At 73.5% G+C, this 19,995-nt stretch carries 17 protein-coding genes; 13 read left to right on the top strand and 4 right to left on the bottom strand.

The annotated features are described in order from the left end of the window. The first annotated feature begins 103 nt into the window (after positions 1-103). From ACFUJY_RS16400 to ACFUJY_RS16415, 4 genes are all read left to right on the top strand, one after another. The gene (locus ACFUJY_RS16400) at positions 104-1,294 is read left to right on the top strand and encodes an alcohol dehydrogenase catalytic domain-containing protein (protein WP_383299440.1); all 1,191 of its coding nucleotides are present in this window, start codon (positions 104-106) and stop codon (positions 1,292-1,294) included. Positions 1,295-1,315: 21 nt separating this feature from the next. Next, positions 1,316-2,353 carry an NAD-dependent epimerase/dehydratase family protein gene (locus tag ACFUJY_RS16405; RefSeq protein ID WP_383299443.1) on the top strand — a complete coding sequence of 346 codons (1,038 nt, stop codon included), beginning with the start codon at positions 1,316-1,318 and terminating at the stop codon, positions 2,351-2,353. Positions 2,354-2,419: 66 nt separating this feature from the next. Further along, complete coding sequence (locus tag ACFUJY_RS16410) at positions 2,420-2,956, top strand: isochorismatase family cysteine hydrolase (protein WP_383300262.1); 537 nt, start codon at positions 2,420-2,422, stop codon at positions 2,954-2,956. Between the two features lie 29 nt (positions 2,957-2,985). After that, positions 2,986-3,654, top strand: a complete 669-nt coding sequence (locus ACFUJY_RS16415; protein WP_383299446.1) for an HAD family hydrolase — start codon at positions 2,986-2,988, stop codon at positions 3,652-3,654. A gap of 18 nt (positions 3,655-3,672) precedes the next feature. Here the strand turns inward: ACFUJY_RS16415 and ACFUJY_RS16420 are convergent, their stop codons facing one another. Next, on the bottom strand, positions 3,673-4,047 hold the full coding sequence (locus ACFUJY_RS16420) for a VOC family protein (protein WP_383299449.1): 375 nt from the start codon (positions 4,045-4,047) through the stop codon (positions 3,673-3,675). Positions 4,048-4,172: 125 nt separating this feature from the next. Between ACFUJY_RS16420 and ACFUJY_RS16425 the strand changes: the two genes are divergently transcribed. Beyond that, complete coding sequence (locus ACFUJY_RS16425; RefSeq protein ID WP_383299451.1) at positions 4,173-5,138, top strand: LLM class F420-dependent oxidoreductase; 966 nt, start codon at positions 4,173-4,175, stop codon at positions 5,136-5,138. A gap of 44 nt (positions 5,139-5,182) precedes the next feature. Here the strand turns inward: ACFUJY_RS16425 and ACFUJY_RS16430 are convergent, their stop codons facing one another. Continuing rightward, complete coding sequence (locus ACFUJY_RS16430; protein ID WP_383299455.1) at positions 5,183-5,731, bottom strand: DUF6328 family protein; 549 nt, start codon at positions 5,729-5,731, stop codon at positions 5,183-5,185. Between the two features lie 88 nt (positions 5,732-5,819). Beyond that, the gene (locus ACFUJY_RS16435) at positions 5,820-6,146 is read right to left on the bottom strand and encodes a plasmid stabilization protein (protein ID WP_073967112.1); all 327 of its coding nucleotides are present in this window, start codon (positions 6,144-6,146) and stop codon (positions 5,820-5,822) included. Positions 6,147-6,441: 295 nt separating this feature from the next. On the opposite strand from ACFUJY_RS16435, the gene ACFUJY_RS16440 reads away from it, so the two are divergent. Genes ACFUJY_RS16440 through ACFUJY_RS16470 form a run of 7 tightly spaced genes read left to right on the top strand, consistent with a single transcriptional unit; the run spans position 6,442 to position 16,827 of the window. Next, positions 6,442-9,555, top strand: a complete 3,114-nt coding sequence (locus ACFUJY_RS16440) for an FAD-linked oxidase C-terminal domain-containing protein (RefSeq protein WP_383299459.1) — start codon at positions 6,442-6,444, stop codon at positions 9,553-9,555. Between the two features lie 12 nt (positions 9,556-9,567). Beyond that, a complete protein-coding gene (locus tag ACFUJY_RS16445) occupies positions 9,568-11,373 on the top strand; it encodes a thiamine pyrophosphate-requiring protein (RefSeq protein ID WP_383299461.1) in 1,806 nt (601 codons plus the stop codon). Then, positions 11,370-12,497 (top strand): enolase C-terminal domain-like protein, encoded by a 1,128-nt coding sequence (locus ACFUJY_RS16450; protein ID WP_383299464.1) that lies wholly within the window; start codon positions 11,370-11,372, stop codon positions 12,495-12,497. Before ACFUJY_RS16445 ends, ACFUJY_RS16450 begins: the two co-directional genes overlap by 4 nt. Before the next feature lie 25 nt (positions 12,498-12,522). Then, positions 12,523-14,307, top strand: a complete 1,785-nt coding sequence (locus ACFUJY_RS16455) for a glycoside hydrolase family 15 protein (protein ID WP_383299467.1) — start codon at positions 12,523-12,525, stop codon at positions 14,305-14,307. Further along, a complete protein-coding gene (locus tag ACFUJY_RS16460; protein WP_383299470.1) occupies positions 14,304-15,308 on the top strand; it encodes an SDR family oxidoreductase in 1,005 nt (334 codons plus the stop codon). Before ACFUJY_RS16455 ends, ACFUJY_RS16460 begins: the two co-directional genes overlap by 4 nt. Positions 15,309-15,314: 6 nt before the next feature. Then, positions 15,315-16,199: a non-homologous end-joining DNA ligase gene (ligD, locus tag ACFUJY_RS16465; RefSeq protein ID WP_383299472.1), complete on the top strand. Its 885-nt coding sequence runs from the start codon at positions 15,315-15,317 to the stop codon at positions 16,197-16,199. A gap of 19 nt (positions 16,200-16,218) precedes the next feature. After that, entirely contained in the window at positions 16,219-16,827 is a 609-nt protein-coding gene (locus ACFUJY_RS16470; RefSeq protein ID WP_383299474.1) for an endonuclease, read from the top strand. A gap of 12 nt (positions 16,828-16,839) precedes the next feature. Here the strand turns inward: ACFUJY_RS16470 and ACFUJY_RS16475 are convergent, their stop codons facing one another. Next, positions 16,840-18,234: a hypothetical protein gene (locus ACFUJY_RS16475; protein WP_383299476.1), complete on the bottom strand. Its 1,395-nt coding sequence runs from the start codon at positions 18,232-18,234 to the stop codon at positions 16,840-16,842. A gap of 165 nt (positions 18,235-18,399) precedes the next feature. Here ACFUJY_RS16475 and ACFUJY_RS16480 point away from each other — a divergent pair, with 165 nt between their 5' ends. Next, positions 18,400-19,701 (top strand): molybdopterin-dependent oxidoreductase, encoded by a 1,302-nt coding sequence (locus tag ACFUJY_RS16480; RefSeq protein WP_383299478.1) that lies wholly within the window; start codon positions 18,400-18,402, stop codon positions 19,699-19,701. The last annotated feature ends 294 nt before the right edge of the window (positions 19,702-19,995 follow it).

Here is a 19,995-nt window from a genome sequence, read left to right on the forward strand (position 1 = left end):
CCCGGAGGACCGGGCGGCCATTCCTCGCGAGCCACAAGCGGCAAACACCCATCAGCCACACCCGGTCCCCCCGGACCGCCAACCATTCTTAGGGAGATCACCCATGCGTGCACTGACCTGGCAAGGAAAGCGCGACGTCCGCGTCGAGACCGTTCCCGACCCCGTCATCCAGGACCCGACCGACATCATCATCCGGGTCACCTCGACGGGCGTCTGCGGATCGGACCTCCATCTGTACGAAGTGCTCGGCCCCTACCTGGACCCCGGCGACATCCTGGGCCACGAACCGATGGGCGTCGTGGAGGTGACGGGCCCCGAGGTGACCGCCGTGTCGCGCGGCGACCGGGTCGTCATCCCCTTCAACGTCTCCTGCGGCACCTGCTTCATGTGCGGCCAGGGCCTGCACTCCCAGTGCGAGACCACGCAGGTCAGGGAGTACGGCACCGGCGCCTCGCTCTTCGGGTACACCAAGCTGTACGGGCAGGTGCCCGGCGGGCAGGCCGAGTTGCTGCGGGTCCCCTTCGGCAACACCCTGCCCATCAAGGTTCCCGAGGGGCCGTCGGACGACCGGTTCGTCTATCTCTCCGACGTGCTGCCCACCGCCTGGCAGGCCGTCGAGTACGCCGCGATCCCGCCCGGCGGCAGCGTCACCGTCCTCGGCCTCGGCCCGATCGGCGACATGGCCGCCCGCATCGCCCTGCACCGGGGCGCCGGCCTGGTCATCGGCGTGGACCTGGTCCCCGAACGCCTCGCCCGCTCCGCCGCGCGCGGCGTCCAGACCCTCGACCTGGGGCGCTACGGCAAGGACCTGCCGGACGCGGTCCGCGACCTCACCGGCGGCCGGGGCACCGACGCGGTCATCGACGCCGTCGGCATGGAGGCCCACGCCATCGGCGCGCCGATCGGCAAGGCCGGCCAGTGGGCGGTCGGCCTCCTGCCGGACGCGGCGGCCCGCCCGCTCATGGAACGCGCCGGCATCGACCGGCTCACCGCCCTCCTCACCGCCATCGACGTGGTGCGCCGGGGCGGCACCATCTCCATTTCCGGTGTCTACGGCGGCGCCGTCGACCCGCTGCCCCTGCTCACCATGTTCGACAAGCAGATCCAGCTCCGGATGGGCCAGGCGAACGTCAAGCGCTGGGTGCCCGACATCCTGCCGCTGCTCGTGGACGACGATCCGCTGGGCGTGGACGGCTTCGCCACGCACCACCTGCCGCTGGAGGACGGCCCGAAGGCGTACGAGACCTTCCAGGCGAAGGCCGACGGCATGGTCAAGACGCTGCTCCGGCCCTGAGCCGCGACGAAGGGATTCACCGTGAACGCATCGCAAGGCCCGCGCGTCGTCGTCACGGGCGCCACCGGCAACGTGGGCACGAGCCTCGTGCGGGCCCTCTCGCAGGACCCGGACGTCGGGTCCGTCCTCGGCCTGGCCCGGCGGCTGCCCGAGCTCACCCTGCCAGGCGTGGAGTGGGGGAAAGTGGACCTCTCCCGTCCGGACAGCGCCCGCACCCTCGGCTCCCTGCTGGCGGGCGCGGACGCCGTCGTCCACCTGGCCTGGCGCTTCCAGCCCACCCACGCCCCCGTCGTCACCTGGCGCAGCAACGTCGAGGGCTCCCTCCGCGTCTTCGACGCGGTGCGCACGGCCGGTGTCCCGGCGCTGATCCACGCCTCGTCCGTGGGCGCCTACTCGCCCGGGCCCAAGCGGGAGCCCGGGGTGGACGAGCAGTGGCCGACCCACGGCTGGCCGGACGCCGCCTACTGCCGGGAGAAGGCCTATCTGGAACGGGTCCTGGACACCTACGAGCTGCGCCACCCGCAGATCCGGGTGGTACGGATGCGGCCCGGCTTCCTCTTCAAGGAGACGGCCGCCCCCGAGCAGCGGCGCATCTTCGGCGGGAAGTACCTCCCCGGCGTACTCCTCCGCCCCGACCTGCTGCCCTTCGTACCCGACCTGGCGGGGCTGAGGTTCCAGGTGCTGCACACGGACGACGCGGCCGAGGCGTACCGGCTCGCCGTGCTCGGCGACGCACGCGGCCCGTTCAACCTGGCCGCCGACACCGTCACCGACGCCCGCTCCCTCGGCGCCCTCCTCGACGCACGGGTGGTGCGCGCGCCCGTGCCGCTCGTACGCGGCGCGCTGGCGACCGCCTGGCACGCCCGGGCGGTCCCGGCGTCGCCGCACCTCTTCGACGCCGTGCTGCGCCTGCCCGTCATGGACTGCGCGCGGGCCCACGAGGAACTGGGCTGGCGGCCCCGCTACTCGGCGTCCGAGGCGCTGACGGCGTTCCTGCGCGGCGTGGTACGCGGCACGGGCGAGGAGACCGCCCCCCTGGCCGGCAGCCGGTGGAGCTGAGGGGTGCCGGACCGGGCGCAGGGCGACAGTTCGCCGCGAAAGCCCACGGATGCCACCATGGCAACCATGTCCCGCAAGGCGCTGATCGTCATCGACATGATCAACCCGTACGACCACGAGGACGCCGACCAGCTCCTGCCCTCGGCCGAGCGGGCGGTGCCCGTGATCGCGGACATGCTGAAGGCCGCCCGGGGCAGCGGTTCACTCGTGATCTACGCCAACGACAACTTCGGCGACTGGCGCTCCCACCACGGGGAGATCGTCGAGGCGGCCATGGCGGGCGCCCGCCCCGACCTGGTCGAACCGCTGAAGCCCGACGAGAACTCGCTCTTCGTGGTCAAGGCGCGGCACTCGATCTTCTACGACACGCCCCTGCCCTACCTGCTCCACCAGCTGGACGTCGACCACCTCGTCCTGACCGGGCAGGTGACGGAGCAGTGCATCCTCTACTCCGCGCTGGACGCGCACATCCGCCACATGGACCTGACCATTCCGCGTGACGGGGTGGCCCACATCCACCCCGATCTGGCCGACGCCGCCCTGCGGATGACGGAACGGAACATGGGCGCCCGGGTGTGCCCCGCCGACGAGATCGACCTGTGACACCGCCGGGCCGGTACGAAAGGACCCCCATGACACGCGCCGCACTGTTCGACGTGGACGGCACCCTGGTCGACACCAACTACCTGCACGTCACCGCGTGGTGGGAGGCGTTCCGCCAGGCCGGGCACACCGTGCCGATGCCCGCGATCCACCGTGCGGTCGGGCTCGGCTCCGACGACCTCGTCGCCCATCTGCTCGGCTCCGGCCGGGACCGGGATCAGGACGCCGGCATCAGCGCCACGCACTCCGCGCTGTACGCCACCTACTTCGAGCGCCTGCCGCCGCTGGACGGCGCGGCGGACCTGCTGCGCGCCCTGTCCGGCCGGGGCTGGACGATCGTCCTCGCCACCTCCGCCTCCGGCCCCGAGCTGAAGGCCCTGCGGCGCGCGCTCGACGCCGACGACGTCATCTCCGGCACCGCCAGCTCCGACGACGTGGACGAGGGGAAGCCCGCCCCGGACCCGATCCGTCACGCGATGGACATCGCCGGCGCCACCAGTGAGGAGGCGGTGTACATCGGTGACTCGGTCTGGGACATGGCGGCGGCCACCAGGGCGTCGGTCCCCGCCGTGGGCCTGCTGTCGGGCGGCATCCCCCGGGCGGACCTGGAGGAGGCCGGGGCCGTGGAGGTCCACGCGTCCCCGGCCGCCCTCCTGGACCGCCTCGACACCGGCGTCATCGGCCGTATGAGCCCCTGAGCCCCGGGCCCCGCGCCCTCAGCCGCCGTCGCACAGGCAGAACGGGTGGCCCGCCGGGTCCGCGAAGACCCGGAAGCCGCGCTTCCCGCCGTCGTCGTCCACGTCGAGCGGCGTGGCCCCCAGGGCGAGGACCTCGCGCTGGGCGGCTTCCATGTCCTCCACCTCGAAGTCCAGGTGCTCCTGCTGCGAGTTCCGGTCGGCGCGCGGCCACTCGGGCGGCTGGTACCCGGGGGCCAGCTGGAAGGCGAGGCGCGCTCCGCCGGGGGCCCGGAGCTCGTACCAGCGGTCGTTGTCGTGCGTCACCTCCCCGCCCAGCACCCGCTGGTAGAAGCCGGCGAGCGCAGCCGGGTCCGGGCAGTCGACGGCAACCAGGCAGTAGGTCGCGACAGCCATGTCGTCCCTCGCTTTCGGTGTACGCGGATGTGCGGACGTCCCCTGACGGGTTCCGCGACCGGCCCCGGGGAAACATGGTCCGGGGCCCTACGTTTCGACCGCCGGGGATCGGTAACCCATCCCATATGGTGCAATTCGGATACACGATGATGACTGAGCAGTCGGGACCGCGGGCCCTCGTCGAGGACGTGGTGGCGGCCGAGCAGGCCGGCTTCGACTTCTCCGTGACCTCCGACCACTACTTCCCCTGGCTGAAGTCCCAGGGCCACGCCCCGTACGCCTGGAGCGTGCTGGGTGCCGCCGCGCAGGCCACCACCCGCATCCCGCTGATGACGTACGTGACCTGCCCGACCACCCGCTACCACCCGGCCGTCGTGGCGCAGAAGGCCGCGACGCTGCAACTGCTCTCCGAGGGGCGGTTCCGGCTCGGGCTCGGCTCCGGCGAGAGCTTGAACGAGCACGTGGTGGGCGGCGGCTGGCCGGACGCCCGGGTGCGGCTCGACAAGCTGGAAGAGGCGGTGGAGATCATCAAGGCGCTCCTCGCCGGCGGCTACGTCAACCACCACGGCCCCCACTTCGACGTGGAGAACGCCAAGCTGTGGGACGTCCCCGACGTGGCCGTGCCCCTCGGTGTCGCCGTCTCGGGCGACCGCTCCTGCGAGATCGCGGGCCGGCTCGCGGACCTGGTGATCGCCACCGAGCCCAAGGAGGAACTGCTGACCGACTTCGACCGGCACGGCGGCGGCGGGAAGCCCCGGGTCGGCCAGCTGCCCGTCTGCTACGACACCGACCGCGACGCGGCGGTGAAGCGGGCGCACGACCAGTTCCGCTGGTCCGTCGGCGGCTGGAAGGTCAACTCGGAGCTGCCGGGTCCTTCCGCCTTCGACCAGGCCACGCAGTACGTCCGGCCCGACGACATCGCCGAGGCGGTGCCCTGCGGCGACGACGTCGGACAGTTCGTGGAAGCGGTGCGTCCCTACGTCGACGCCGGGTTCACCGAGGTCGCCCTCGTCCAGATCGGCGGGGACCACCAGAAGCCGTTCATCGACTGGGCCCAGGAGAAGCTGCTGCCCGCACTGCGCGCCCTGTGACACGCGTACGCACCCGGTCCCGCCGGGACCGGGTGCGTACGGGGTCACTTCGCGCGACCGGAGCCGCCGCGTCCGTTGGACGACCTGGCCAGCGCCCAGGCCGGGAAGACGAACCAGCAGACGAAGGACCACAGAGCCATCCCGCCCACCAGCCACAGGGCGAGCGCGTTGTGCAGCGCCACCCGCATGATGAGCAGCAGCGCGGAACACATCGTGCAGAACAGCAGCACGAGCCCGAGCAGGGTGAGCCGCGAAGCCCAGACCACCGTCTCCGGCTTCAGATGGCGGCCGGTCAGCAGCCGGTGGAAGCAGACGGGCCCGATCAGCGCCGCCGCCGTGGCGGAACCGAGGAGCACGGTGACGACGTAGATCGTCCGGTCGGTCTCCGAGAGCGTGGCGAATCGCGGCTGGAAGACCACCGCGAGCAGGAATCCGAAGAGGATCTGCACCCCGGTCTGCGCCACCCGCAGTTCCTGGAGCAGCTCCGTCCAGCGGCGGTCCGCCCGCTCCTCGGTCGTCTCGTTCCGCCCGCGGTGGGCGTTCTCGCGGTCGTCGTCCTCGCGGTCGTTCCCCGCCGCTCGTCCTTCGTCCATGTGCGGTGTCCCTCCCTCCCTCGTGCCGAAACCTTTGTGCGCGGGCCGCCCGGCCCGCGCACAAAGGTTTCGGCGACGCCCCGCCGATTCAGCGGCTGACGGCCTTCAGGAGCTGCTCCTTGTTCATCGTGGAGCGGCCCTCGATGTTCTTCTTCTTCGCCTCTTCGTACAGCTGGTCCTTCGTGCGGCCCTGCGCCCCCTTGTGCGAGCGCTCACCGCCGCGCTCGGAGGCCGACTTGGGGTCGCGCGTGGACGTCCTGCTCGCCGTCTTCGACTCGCCGGAGCGGGCACGCTCCTTGTTGACCGTGCGGGCGGCGATCTCCTTGGCACGCTTCTCGGAGGTGCCGCGCTTCTCCGCGCTCTCCTTCACGTGCTCGTACTGCCGCTCACGCTTGGGGCTCGATCCTGCCGGCATGACGCCGTCCTCCTCGCTCTCGTCCTCGGCCACTCGGGCCCGGTCCGGGGTCACCACCCGGGTTGCCGGGCGGCCACGTCCGAAACATGACACCGCCGTCGCGGGCACGCCCACCGGGTCGCGCGCTCGGGTGACGCCGACGTCCGCCCGTACGCCCGGCCGGCGGGTTTCGCGGGGCCGATCGGGGTCACTCACCGCGCCGCCCATAAGTGAACCCGCCGACTTCGGGTACCGGGGTCACTGCGAGGCCGGGCCACCCCCGGCGCGCACGCCGGACGACGAGGAGGAACGACGGATGGTCACGGGAGGGAACGCCCCGGCGGACGGGCAGCACGGAACGGATACGGACCCGGCTCCCGACGTCCGGGCCCTCCGCCGTGAGCTGGAACGGCGCGTGGACGGCGAGATCCGCTTCGACGGGGGCAGCAGGGGCGCCTACGCGACCGACGGCTCCAACTACCGGCAGGTGCCCATCGGCGTCGTCGTCCCCCGCACGGTGGACGCGGGCGCCGAAGCGGCGGCCGTCTGCGCCCGGCACGGCGTACCGGTGCTGTCCCGGGGCGGCGGGACCAGCCTCGCCGGACAGTGCACCAACGCCGCCGTGGTCATCGACTGGACGAAGTACTGCCACCAGCTGGTCTCCGTGGACGAGGCCGCCCGCACCTGCGTGGTGGAGCCCGGCATCGTGCTGGACGAACTGAACCGGCAGCTGGCGGACCGGGACCTGCGGTTCGGCCCGAAACCCTCGACGCACAGCCACTGCTCGCTGGGCGGGATGATCGGCAACAACTCCTGCGGCGCGTCCGCCCAGGCGTACGGCAAGACCGTCGACAACGTCCGGCGGCTGGAGATCCTGACCTACGACGGGCTGCGCTGCTGGGTGGGCCCCACCTCCGACGCGGAGTTCGCGGAGATCGTCGCAGCGGGCGGTCGTCGCGCGGAGGTCTACCAGGGGCTGCGCCGGATCATCGACGCGCATCTGGCCGACGTCCGCCAGGGCTTCCCCGCCATCCCGCGCCGGGTCTCCGGCTACAACCTCGACTCGCTGCTGCCGGAGAAGGGCTTCGACCTGGCCCGCGCCCTCGTCGGCAGCGAGGGCACCCTCGTCACCGTCCTGCGCGCCGAGCTCGACCTGGTCCCCGTCCCGCCCCACGAGGCGATGCTCGTCCTCGGCTACCCCGACATCTGCGCGGCGGCCGACGAGGTGCCGCGCCTGCTGGAACACAGCTCCCCGACCCAGCTGGAGGCGCTGGACGGCCGGATGGCGCAGCTCATGCGCGAGGAGGACAGCCACGTCGCCTCCCTGGACACCTTCCCGGAGGGCGACGGCTGGCTGCTGCTCCAGTTCAGCGGGGACACCCAGGAGGACGTGGACCGGCAGGCGCACGACCTGCTGAAGGCGCTCGGCCGCGACGAGGACGACCCCACGGTGACCTTCTCCGACGACCCGCCGCGCGAGCGCCGGATGCTCAAGGCCCGGGAGGCCGGGCTCGGTGTGACCGCCCGGCCGCCGGACGGACGGGAGACCTGGGAGGGCTGGGAGGACTCCGCCGTCCCGCCCGAACGGCTCGGCGACTACCTGCGCGACCTGAAGAAGCTCTTCGCCGAGTTCGACTACGACCACCCCTCCCTCTACGGCCACTTCGGGCAGGGCTGCGTGCACACCCGCATCCCGTTCGCGCTCAAGACCGCCGAGGGCGTCGCATCCTTCCGGCAGTTCCTGTTCCGGGCCGCCGACCTCGTCGTCTCGTACGGCGGCTCGCTCTCCGGCGAGCACGGCGACGGGCAGTCGCGCGGCGAACTGCTGCCCCGCATGTACGGTGAACGGCTCGTCGCCGCGTTCGGCGAGGTCAAGGCCCTGCTGGACCCGGACAACCGGATGAACCCCGGCAAGGTCACCGACCCGTACCGCACCGACCAGAACCTGCGGCTGGGCCCGCACTGGCGCCCGGCGAACGACGAGACGCACTTCCACTACCCGGACGACGAGGGCTCCTTCAACCGGGCCGTCATGCGGTGCGTCGGCATCGGAAACTGCCGCTCCCACAGCGGCGGCGTGATGTGCCCCTCCTACCGGGCGACGGGGGAGGAGGAGCACTCCACCCGGGGGCGGGCCCGGCTGCTCTTCGAGATGCTCGGCGGCCACCAGGACTCGCCCGTCACCGACGGCTGGCGCTCCACCGAGGTCCGCGACGCGCTCGACCTCTGCCTCGCCTGCAAGGGCTGCAAGTCCGACTGCCCGGTGGGCGTCGACATGGCCACGTACAAGTCCGAGTTCCTGGCCCACCACTACGCGGGCCGGCTGCGCCCCACCGCCCACTACTCGCTGGGCTGGCTGCCGCTGTGGGCCCGGCTCTCGCGCGTCGCACCCCGGCTGGTCAACGCCGCGCTCGACGCCCCCGGACTCCGCCGCGTCGCCAAGCGGGTCGCCGGTGTCGCCGACGAGCGGCAGCCGCCCGCGTTCGCGGAGGAGTCGTTCGTCCAGTGGTGGCGGGCGCGCGGCCTCCCGGAGCCCGACCCGGCGGACGCCCGGACCGTGGTGCTGTGGCCGGACACCTTCACCTCCTCCTTCCACCCCGGCATCGCCCGGTCGGCGGTCCGGGTCATGGAGGACGCCGGCTTCCGGGTCGCCGTTCCCGAGCAGGCCGTGTGCTGCGGACTCACCTGGATCTCCACCGGACAGCCCGCCACCGCCAAGAAGGTGCTGCGCCGGACCGCCGAGGTGCTGCGGCCGTGGATCGAGGCCGGCACCCCGATCGTCGGCCTGGAACCCTCCTGCACCGCCGTCTTCCGGTCCGACGCGCCGGAGCTGATGCCGCACGACCAGGACATCCAGCGCCTCGCCGGCCAGTTCCGCACCTTCGCCGAACTCCTGGTCAACGACGCCCCCGACGACTGGCGGCCGCCCGTCCTCACCCGGCGGGCCACCGTGCAGACGCACTGCCACCAGCACGCCGTCACCAAGTTCGACGCGGACCGCGAACTCATGCGCCGCGCCGGGCTCGACGCCGAGGTCCTGGACGAGGGCTGCTGCGGCCTCGCCGGCAACTTCGGCTTCGAACGCGGCCACTACGACCTGTCCATGGACATCGGCGAGCAGGGCGTCCTGCCCGCCGTCCGGGGCGCCGCACCCGACGCGCTGGTGGTCGCGGACGGCTTCAGCTGCCGCACCCAGATCGAGCAGGGTGCGACCGGCCGCCGCGCCATGCACCTGGCCGAAGCGCTCGCGCTCGGCCTCGACGGGCCGCTGCCCGCCGACCACCCCGAGAAGGCCACCGCCCGCCCCGGCCGCCCGGCCCCGGCCGCGAGCCGGCTGGTGACGGGCGCCGCGCTCACCGCACTGACCGCGCTCGGCACGGCCGTGTACGCCGCCCTGCGCCGGAACCGAAGCACGACGCACCACCGATAGGAGAGGCACACCATGGCGACCAAGGTCTCCGACTACGTCCTTCAGCGGCTGCGCGAATGGGACGTCGACCACGTCTTCGCCTACGCCGGCGACGGGATCAACGGGCTGCTCGCCGCCTGGGGGAGGGCCGAGAACAAGCCGAAGTTCGTCCAGGCGCGGCACGAGGAGATGGCCGCGTTCCAGGCCGTCGGCTACGCGAAGTTCTCCGGCAAGGCCGGCGTCTGCGCCGCCACCTCGGGGCCCGGAGCGATCCACCTGCTCAACGGCCTCTACGACGCCAAGCTGGACCACGTGCCCGTCGTCGCGATCGTCGGGCAGACCAACCGCAGCGCCATGGGCGGCTCCTACCAGCAGGAGGTGGACCTGCTCAGCCTCTACAAGGACGTCGCGTCCGAGTTCTGCGAGATGGTCACCGTCCCCGAACAGCTGCCCAACGTCATCGACCGGGCCATGCGCACCGCGTACGCCAAGCGCACCGTGACCGCCGTCATCATCCCGGCCGACGTCCAGGAACTGGACTACTCGCCGCCCACCCACGCCTTCAAGATGGTGCCCTCCAGCCTCGGCGCCAGCAGGTCCGCGCCCGTCCCGGCCGAGGACGACATCGCCAGGGCCGCCGAGGTGCTGAACGCGGGCGAGAAGGTCGCGATCCTCGTCGGGCAGGGCGCGCGGGGCGCACGCGCCGAGGTCGAGCGGCTGGCCGAGCAGCTGGGCGCGGGCGTCGCCAAGGCGCTGCTCGGCAAGGACGTCCTCCCCGACGACCTGCCGTACGTGACCGGCTCCATCGGGCTGCTCGGCACCCGTCCCAGCTACGAACTGATGCAGGGATGCGACACCCTGCTGGTGATCGGCTCCAGCTTCCCGTACACCCAGTTCCTGCCCGAGCTCGACCAGGCCCGTGCGGTACAGATCGACATCGACCCCTACATGATCGGTCTCCGCTACCCGTTCGAGGTGAACCTCGTGGGTGACGCGGCCGCCACGCTGGACGCCCTGCTGCCGCGCCTCAAGCGCAAGAAGCACGGCTCCTGGCGCAAGAAGATCGAGAAGGACACCGCCAAGTGGTGGGAGGTCATGAAGGGCCGCGCCGCCGTGGAGGCCGACCCGGTCAACCCCGAATACGTCGTCCACGCACTCGACGCCCTCCTGCCGGACGACGCCATCGTGGCCGCCGACTCCGGCTCCGCCGCCAACTGGTACGCCCGCCACCTGCGCTTCCGGGGCGCCATGCGCGGCTCCCTCTCCGGCACGCTCGCCACCATGGGCCCCGGCGTTCCGTACGTCATCGGCGCCAAGTTCGCCCACCCCGACCGGCCGGCCATCGCGCTCGTGGGCGACGGGGCGATGCAGATGAACGGCATGGCGGAGCTCATCACCATCGCCAAGTACTGGCGCGAGTGGGACAACCCCCGCCTGATCGTCGCCGTCCTCAACAACGAGGACCTCAACCAGGTCACCTGGGAGATGCGCGCCATGTCCGGCGCCCCGCAGTTCCTGCCCTCCCAGTCGCTGCCCGACGTGCGCTACGCCGACTTCGCCCGCTCGGTCGGCCTGGACGGCATCCGCGTCGAGAAGCCCGACCAGGTCGAGGGCGCCTGGCACCGCGCCCTGGCCTGCGACCGGCCGTTCGTCATCGACTTCCGGACCGACCCGGACGTCCCGCCGATCCCGCCGCACGCCAGCCTCGACCAGATCGAGGCCGCCGCGTCCGCCATCGTCAAGGGCGACAGCGACCGCGTCGGCATGGTGCGCCAGGGCATCAAGGCCAAGGTCCAGGAGATGCTGCCCGGCCACCACGACGGGCCCTCGGCCAAGTGACCCCGCGCCCCGGCGACGCGCACACCCCCCTGATCGACCGGGTGGAGACCGCCGTCTACACCGTGCCCACCGACGCCCCCGAGGGCGACGGCACCCTGGCCTGGGACGAGACCACGCTCGTCCTGGTCCGGGTGGGCGCCGGCCCGACGAGCGGCCTCGGCTACACCTACGGGGCGCCCGCCACCGCCGTGGCCGTCGACCAGCTGCTCGCCGGGGTGGTGACGGGCCGCAGCGCCTGGGACGTCCCCGCCGCCAACGAGGCCATGAGCCGGGCCGTCCGCAACGCCGGGCGCCCCGGGCTCGTCGCCCAGGCGCTGTCCGCCGTGGACATCGCCCTCTGGGACCTCAAGGCCCGCCTCCTGGACCTGCCGCTGACCCGGCTCCTCGGCGCGAGCGTCCAGGAGGTCCCCGTCTACGGCAGCGGCGGCTTCACCCCGTACGACGACAGCCGGCAGGACCGGCAGCTGCGCGGCTGGACGGAAGCCCGGGGCATCCCCCGCGTCAAGATCAAGATCGGCGAATCCTGGGGCCGCGAGGAGACACGCGACCTGGACCGGATCGCGAAGGCCCGCCGCAGCATCGGGGACGGCACCGAGCTGTACGTGGACGCCAACGGGGCCTACACCCGCAAACAGGCCGTCCGCGTGGCGCACTGCTTCGAGGAGTACGGCGTGACCTGGTACGAGGAGCCCGTCTCCTCGGACGACCCGGCGGGGCTCGCCGAGATCAAGACGGCCACCACGGCCGACGTGGCCGCCGGTGAGTACGGCTACGCCCTGCCGTACTTCTGGCAGCTGGTCACCGCCGGCGCCGTGGACTGCCTCCAGGCGGACGCCACCCGCTGCGGCGGCATCACCGTCTGGCTCCGCGCCGCCGCGCTCGCCGAGGCCGCCGGTCTCGGCCTCTCCGGCCACTGCGCCCCGCACGTCCACGCCCACGCCGCCGCGGCCGTACCCAACCTCCGCCACCTGGAGTGGTTCCACGACCACGTCCGCATCGAGGACCTGTTCTTCGACGGGGTGCTCGACCCGGCCGGCGGCACCGTACGCCCCGGCGCGTCCGGCGCCCCCGGACACGGCCTGGAACTGCGCGCCCGGGACGCGGAACGCTACCGCGTCCGATGACCGGCCGGACCCCACGAGGAGGCGCATGACCCGCCCGCACCCGCCGCGCGGCAACCCGCCGCCCCACGTACTGCGCGAGTACGCCCTCATCGCCGACGGCGAGCGCGGCGCGCTCGTCGGCCCCCAGGGCGACATCGCCTGGCTGTGCGCCCCGCGCTGGGACTCCGGCGCGGTCTTCGCCGCCCTCATCGGCGGCCCCGGCCACTACACCGTCACGCCCACCGAACGCTTCGTGTGGGGCGGCTCCTACGAGCGCGGGACGCTGATCTGGCGCAACCGCTGGGTCACCACCGCCGGGGTCATCGAGTGCCACGAGGCCCTGGCCTTCCCCGGCGACGCACGGCACGCCGTCCTGCTGCGCCGCGTCCACGCCGTGGAGGGCGACGCCCGGGTGACCGTCCGCCTCGAACCGCACGCGGACTTCGGCACGCACCGCTCGCGGGACGTGCGGCGCGAGCGCTCCGGGGCGTGGACCGGGCGCACCGGCCCCCTGCACTGGCGATGGACCGGGGCCGAGGCGGCCCACCCCGTCCGCGACGGCCACCGCACGGGCCTGGCGGCGGAACTCACCGTCCCGGCGGGCGGCCACCACGACCTGGTCCTCGAACTCTCCGAGGACCGGCCGGGAGACGCGGTGGACCCGGACCGGGCCTGGCACGCCACCCAGGACGCCTGGGCCCGCGCCGCCGAGCCGCTGCCCGACTGCCTCGCCCCCGACGACGCACGCCACGCCCACACCGTCATGCGCGGCCTCACCAGCGCCTCCGGCGGCATGGTCGCCGCGGCCACCACCAGCCTGCCCGAGCGCGCCGAGGCGGGCCGCAACTACGACTACCGGTACGTGTGGATTCGCGACCAGTGCTACGCCGGGCAGGCCGCGGCGGCGGCCGGCGCCCACCGGCTGACCGACGACGCCGTCCGCTTCGTCGCCGCCCGCCTCCACGAGGACGGTCCCCGGCTCGCGCCCGCCTACACCGTCACCGGCGCGCCCGTACCCGACCAGGAGAGGCTGCCGGTCCCCGGCTACCCGGGCGGCGGGAACCGGATCGGCAACCACGTCAACCGGCAGTTCCAGCTCGACGCGTTCGGCGAGGCGCTGCTCCTGTTCGCCGCCGCGGCCAGGACCGGCCGGCTCGGCCCGGAGGGGCGGCGCGCGGCGGACATCGCCGTCGCGGCCGTCGAACAGCGCCACCACGAGCCGGACGCCGGCATCTGGGAGCTGGACGACCGGGCCTGGACGCACAGCAGGCTCATCTGCGCGGCGGGCCTGCGCGCCATGGCCGCGAACGTCCGCTGCGCGCAGGCGGCCTCCTGGGCCGGGCTCGCCGACACGCTGCTCGCCCGGACGGCGGCCACCAGCACCCACCCCACCGGACGCTGGCAGCGCGCGCCCGACGACCCCGGACTCGACGCCGCCCTGCTGATGCCCGCGATCCGGGGCGGCGTCTCCGCCCGCGACCCCCGGACCGTCCGCACCCTCGACGCCTACCGCGCCGAGCTGACCCACGACCACTACGCGTACCGCTTCCGGCACGACGAACGCCCCCTCGCCGAGGCCGAGGGAGCGTTCCTGCTGTGCGGCCATCTGATGGCGCTGGCCGAGCACCAGCAGGGCAACGAGCGGGAGGCGCTGCGCTGGTTCGAACGCAACCGGGCGGCCTGCGGGCCACCCGGTCTGTTCACCGAGGAGTACGACATCGGCCAGCGGCAGCTGCGCGGCAACCTCCCGCAGGCGTTCGTCCACGCGCTGATGCTCGAAACCTCCGTCCGACTTGCCGCACCGGCCCCCACCGAAGGAGAGACATCGTGAGCCAGAGCGTCGTCATCACAGGAGCGAGCGCAGGCATCGGCCGGGCGGTGGCCCGGGCCTTCGGGGCGCGCGGGGCCGATGTGGCCCTGCTCGCCCGGGGCCGGGCCGGTCTCGACGCGGCCGCCCGCGAGGTGGAGGAGGCCGGCGGGCGCGCGCTGGCCGTCCCCGTCGACGTGGCCGACCACCGCGCGGTCGAAGCCGCGGCGAACGAGGCCGTGCACGCCTTCGGCCGGATCGACGTCTGGGTCAACTGCGGTTTCACCTCGGTCTTCGCGCCCTTCACCGAGATCGAGCCCGAGGAGTACGAGCGGGTCACCCAGGTCACGTACCTCGGCTTCGTCAACGGCACCCGGGCCGCGCTCACGCACATGCAACCACGCGACGCCGGGACCATCATCCAGGTCGGCTCGGCGCTCGGTGAGCGGTCCATCCCGCTCCAGTCCGCGTACTGCGGGGCCAAGCACGCCATCAATGGCTTCACCTCGTCCCTGCGCACCGAACTCCTGCACCAGGGCAGCGGCGTCCGGGTCACCGTGGTCCAGATGCCGGCCGTCAACACCCCGCAGTTCTCCTGGGTCCTGTCCCGCGTGCGCGGCAGGCCGCAGCCCGTCCCGCCGATCTACCAGCCGGAGGTCGCCGCCGACGCGGTGCTGTACGCCGCCGACCACCCCGGCCGCAAGCAGTACTACGTGGGCTCCAGCACCGTCGCCACCATCGTCGCCAACAAGTTCGCGGCGGGCCTCCTCGACCGCTACCTCGCGCGTACGGGCTTCGACTCCCAGCAGTCCGGGGACGCCGGCGACGACAACCGCGAGCACAACCTGTGGCAGCCGGTCGACGACGCCACGGACCACGGCGCGCACGGCAGGTTCGACCAGGAGTCCCACCGGCGCGACCCGCAGCTGTGGGCCCTGAGGCACCGCGCACTCGCCGCGGTCGCGGCGGCGGGGGCCGCCTGCGGCGCCACGGCCCTCGGCCGGCGCGTGGCACGGGGCCGGTGAGCGCCGATGACGGCCCGCGCGATCCCGGAGATCAGCCGCCCGGACAAGGTCCTCTTCCCGGACGACGGCATCACGAAGGCGGACCTCGCCGGCTACTACCGCACGGTGGCCTCCCGCATGCTGCCCCATCTGAGGGACCGGCCGCTCATGCTGGAGCGCTTCCCCGACGGCATCGGCGGCCACGGCTTCATGCAGAAGGACGTGCCCGACCACTTCCCCGACTGGGTCCACCGCGTCGAACTCCCCAAGGAGGACGGCACCGTCACCTACCCGGTCGCCGACGACACCGCCACGCTCGTCTACCTCGCCGGGCAGGCGAGCATCACCCCGCACCGCTTCCTCTCCCGCGCCGACCGGCCCCGCCACCCGGACCGGATGGTGTTCGACCTCGACCCGCCCGGCGACGACTTCGCCCCGGTCCGCGAGGCGGCGTTCGGACTGCACGGGCTCCTGGACGAACTGGAGCTGCCGTCCCTCGTCATGACCACGGGCTCGCGCGGGCTCCACGTCGTGGTGGCGCTCGACCGCCGGGACGACTTCGACACCGTACGGGCGTTCGCCCGCGCGGTCGCCGACGCGCTCGTCACCCGTGACCCCGGCCGCTTCACCACCGAGGCCCGCAAGAAGGCGCGCGGCGGCCGCCTCTACCTCGACGTCCAGCGCAACGCCTACGCCCAGACCGCCGTCACGCCCTACGCGGTCAGGGCCCGCCCGGGAGCCCCCGTCGCCGCGCCCCTGGCCTGGGAGGACATCGACGACCCGGCCCTCGGCGCCCGCCGCTGGACCCTGCGGGACGCCGACGCGCTCGTGGACCGGGACCCCTGGCACCACCCCCCGCGCCCTCGCTCCCTCACCCGGGCCCGCACCCTGCTCGACGCGCTGACCGCGTAGAACCGAACGGAGCACCACCGTGTCCAGAGCCACGACCGTGCGGAACCTGCTGGACGAGCACGGGCAGACGTACGCCGAGGAAGCCGGCATCCGGCTCCGCGACACGCCCATGCCGCTCTACCAGCTGCTGACCCTGTGCGTCCTGTTCTCGGTCCCCATCAAGGCCGGCATGGCGGTCGCCGCCGCCCGCGAACTCTTCACCGCCGGAATGCGCACCCCCCACGCCATGGCGGAGGCGTCCTGGCAGGACCGGGTCGACGCCCTGGGCCGCGCCCACTACCGGCGCTACGACGAGAGCACCGCCACCGCACTCGGCGAGGGCGCCCGGCTCACCCTCGACCGGTACCACGGCGACCTGCGAAGGCTCCGCGAGGAGGCCGGAGGGGACGCGGGAAAACTGCGCGGACTGCTCACGGAGTTCCCCCGGATCGGTCCCGTGGGCGCCGACATCTTCAGCCGGGAGGCGCAGGGGCTGTGGCCCGAACTGCGCCCCGCCTTCGACCAGCGCGCCCAGGACGCGGCCGACGGCCTGGGGCTGCCGCGCTCACCGGAGGAGCTGGCCGGTCTCGTCGCCGACGAGGACCTGCCCCGGCTGGCCGCCGCCCTGGTCCGGGTCGAGCTGAGGTGACCGGACCCGCCGTCACCAGCCCGTCCAGAGCAGGTGGTTGACGGCGAGGGCCACCGCCGCCTGGACGGCGAGCCAGCCCCGTCGGCCCCGGTCCGGCAGGAGCGCCGCCGCAGGCAGCAGCCAGACCATGAACGGCTGCCAGATCCGCTCGGTCTCCGCCTTGCTCATCCCCGACAGGTCGGCCGCCAGCAGCAGGAGCAGCGCCACGAGCACCAGCGGGACCAGCCGGTCCGCCGCGCGCGCCTCCCCGCCGCGCAGCGCCCGCACAGCACCCGGCGCGCCCGCGAAGGTACGGCGCAGCCCCGCGACCACCGCCGGCCCCACGGCGATCACGGTGCAGGCGAGGTTCGCCCACACCCAGTACCCGTCCGGCCGGAACCCGCCCGCACCCTGGTGGTAGCGCTCCACGAGTACGTGATACGCCTCCCACCAGTCGAAGCCCGCCGCCGTGAACACGGCCGGCACCACCACGGCCCCGAGCAGCGCGAGCGGCAGCGGCCGCAGAGTGCCGGCGAGCACGAGGACGGCCAGGAGTAGGAGCGCGATCAGCGTCAGCCCGTAGCTCAGGTAGCAGACCCACCCGAAGAGGAGGCCCGCGCCCAGCGCGGCGGCCCCGGGGCTCCGCACCGTGCGCGTCGCCGCCAGGGCCAGCAGGGCGACGGACCAGGCGGCCACCGCCGCGAAATAGCCGTCCGCCGAGGTCCCGGCCCAGACCGCCACCGGGGCCAGGACGAGGAACGGCGCCGCGCGCCGGGCGATGTCCTCCCCGGCCAGTGCCCGCACCGCGACCAGCACGGCGAGCAGGGCGGACGCGCCGGTCAGGACGCACCAGACCCCGGCCCAGGCGCCGCCGCCCAGCCCGGCCCGGTCCAGGAACACGAAGGTGAGCGTGGCGCCCGGCGGGTGGCCCGCCACATGTGCGGGCCAGTTGTCCGGCGCGCCGAGCAGGATGTGGTCGTCGAACGTGCGCAGCGTGGCGCCGATGTCCTGGAAGCGGTCGATGACCCGCAGGTACTCGTGCTTGGTGGTCAGCCGCTCGGCGACACCGCGCCCCCAGCCGTCGATCAGCGCGAGCGAGAAGACCCACGCCAGCGAGGAGGCGTAGACCGCCGTGAGCAGGGACCGCCAGCGCAGCCGACGGGCGAGGAGCGGCCCGTACGCGATCACCGCGACGGCCACCACCGGAGCCGCCACCGTCCCCGGCCCCGTGTGCGGGTACCAGGACGCCAGCAGCGGCGGCCAGTGCACGTACAGCGTCCGCGCGTAGTCCTCGACGGCCCGGCCGCCGAGGGCGGCGGCGACCACGAGCAGGACACCCGCCCCGGCGGCCACCAGATCCCGGCGCTGTCCGGCGCCCCCGACGGTGTCCGGTTCGGTACGCGGCTCGGTGCGGTCCTCGGTCTTCACGCAGGCACCGTACGCACCGGCACACCGTGACGGCCGCTACCGGCCGGGCGCGTCACACAACCGTCAGATTCACGGCCCCGGCCGTACGTTCGCCGGGGTGACGTCACCGTTTCGTCAGGAGTCGCACCCGCCGGCCGCGCGGGCCACGGGCATAGCGTCGGGCCCATGGGCGACAGCCGTCGGAACGCTCCGACACCCTCCGCATCCTCCTCCCGGCCCCGCGCCGCCGCGCTCCTCGAACGGCTGCCGTCGGCACCCGGATTCTGGCGCAGCCCCGTGCGCGGTGTGCCGTTCACCGCCGTGCTCGGGCTGGTCCTGCTCGCCGGGATCACCCTGCTCTTCGTGACGGGCCTGCTGTCGTACGCCGCGTACAACCCGGACCTCGCCCCGGTCAACGACAAGACGCCGGACAAGGGTCTCCTCGGCTTCTACCTCTTCTCCTGGCCCACCTCGCCGCACTGGCTCTACCGGCTGACGCAAGGGCTCCACGTCACTCTCGGGATCGTCCTCGTCCCGGTGCTGCTGGCCAAGCTCTGGTCCGTGGTGCCCCGGCTCTTCGCCCTGCCGCCGGCCCGGTCCCTCGCGCACGCCCTGGAACGGATCTCGCTGCTCCTGCTGGTGGGCGGGGCGCTCTTCGAGTTCGTGACCGGCCTGCTCAATATCCAGCTGGAGTACCTGTTCCCCGGCTCCTTCTACCCGCTGCACTTCTACGGAGCGTGGGTCTTCTTCGCCGCCTTCCTCGCCCACGCCGGGCTGCGCGCCCCGCAGGCCGTACGCGTGCTGCGGACGGGCGGACTGAACGGGCCGGTCCCCGACGACGCGCTGGAACCGCCCGCCCCGGCCCCGCCGACCCTGTCCCGGCGCGGCGCCCTCGCCATGGTGGGCGCGGGCTCACTGGTCCTGCTGGTCACCTCGGCGGGCCGGAGCTTCGACGGGCCCCTGCGCCGCCTCGCCGTGCTCACCCCGCGCGGCGCCGCCGAACCCGGGTCCGGCCCGGGCGGCTTCCAGATCAACAAGACCGCCGCCGCCGTCGGGATCACCACCGCCGACACCGGCGAGGGCTGGTGGCTGACCGTCAGCGGCCCGGCCGGCGACCTGCGGTTCAGCCGGGAACAGCTGCTGGCCATGGAGCAGCACGGCGCGGCCCTGCCCATCGCCTGCGTGGAGGGCTGGTCCACCTCGGACCAGTGGTGGCGCGGCGTACGGCTGAGCGACCTCGCGGCCCTCGCCGGCTACCCGGACCGGCCGCCCGCAGTGCTGGTGGAGTCCCTTCAGCGCGGCGGCCCCTTCCGCCGGGCGGCGCTCCGGGACAACCAGGTGCGCGATCCGCGTTCGCTGCTGGCCCTCCAGGTCAACGGCGAGGACCTGTCACCCGACCACGGATACCCGGCCCGGATCATCGTGCCCGCCGCCCCCGGGGTGCTCAACACCAAATGGGTGTCCCGGCTGACCTTCGGAGAACTGTGAACACCACCGGCCCCCGTGCCCTCCCGCACCGCCGCTACGGAGCGGGCCCCCTGCACCTCGTGCTCCTGGCCGCCTCGTTCGCGCTCGCCGGCTACGCGGGCGTGCGCCTGCTCGCCGGCGACTGGCTCGGCGTCACCCTGTGGTTCGTCGGCGCGGCCCTCGTCCACGACCTGGTGCTCGCACCGCTGTACGCGTCGGCGGACCTGGCGCTGCGCGGGTGCCTCGGACGCCGGCGGCCGGCCTCCGTCAACTACGTACGGGTGCCGGCCTTCCTGTCCGGGCTGCTGCTGCTCG

The organism is Streptomyces sp. NPDC057249 (assembly GCF_042669245.1).
Taxonomy (GTDB): domain Bacteria; phylum Actinomycetota; class Actinomycetes; order Streptomycetales; family Streptomycetaceae; genus Streptomyces.

Excerpts from the sequence above, each read along its gene's own strand:
- ligD (WP_383299472.1), top strand. The coding sequence starts at position 15,315 with ATGACGGCCCGCGCGATCCCGGAGATCAGCCGCCCGGACAAGGTCCTC.
- ACFUJY_RS16440 (WP_383299459.1), top strand. The coding sequence starts at position 6,442 with ATGGTCACGGGAGGGAACGCCCCGGCGGACGGGCAGCACGGAACGGAT.
- ACFUJY_RS16445 (WP_383299461.1), top strand. The coding sequence starts at position 9,568 with ATGGCGACCAAGGTCTCCGACTACGTCCTTCAGCGGCTGCGCGAATGG.
- ACFUJY_RS16480 (WP_383299478.1), top strand. The coding sequence starts at position 18,400 with ATGGGCGACAGCCGTCGGAACGCTCCGACACCCTCCGCATCCTCCTCC.
- ACFUJY_RS16415 (WP_383299446.1), top strand. The coding sequence starts at position 2,986 with ATGACACGCGCCGCACTGTTCGACGTGGACGGCACCCTGGTCGACACC.
- ACFUJY_RS16410 (WP_383300262.1), top strand. The coding sequence starts at position 2,420 with ATGTCCCGCAAGGCGCTGATCGTCATCGACATGATCAACCCGTACGAC.
- ACFUJY_RS16435 (WP_073967112.1), bottom strand. The coding sequence starts at position 6,146 with ATGCCGGCAGGATCGAGCCCCAAGCGTGAGCGGCAGTACGAGCACGTG.
- ACFUJY_RS16420 (WP_383299449.1), bottom strand. The coding sequence starts at position 4,047 with ATGGCTGTCGCGACCTACTGCCTGGTTGCCGTCGACTGCCCGGACCCG.
- ACFUJY_RS16455 (WP_383299467.1), top strand. The coding sequence starts at position 12,523 with ATGACCCGCCCGCACCCGCCGCGCGGCAACCCGCCGCCCCACGTACTG.
- ACFUJY_RS16430 (WP_383299455.1), bottom strand. The coding sequence starts at position 5,731 with ATGGACGAAGGACGAGCGGCGGGGAACGACCGCGAGGACGACGACCGC.
- ACFUJY_RS16425 (WP_383299451.1), top strand. The coding sequence starts at position 4,173 with ATGGTGCAATTCGGATACACGATGATGACTGAGCAGTCGGGACCGCGG.
- ACFUJY_RS16400 (WP_383299440.1), top strand. The coding sequence starts at position 104 with ATGCGTGCACTGACCTGGCAAGGAAAGCGCGACGTCCGCGTCGAGACC.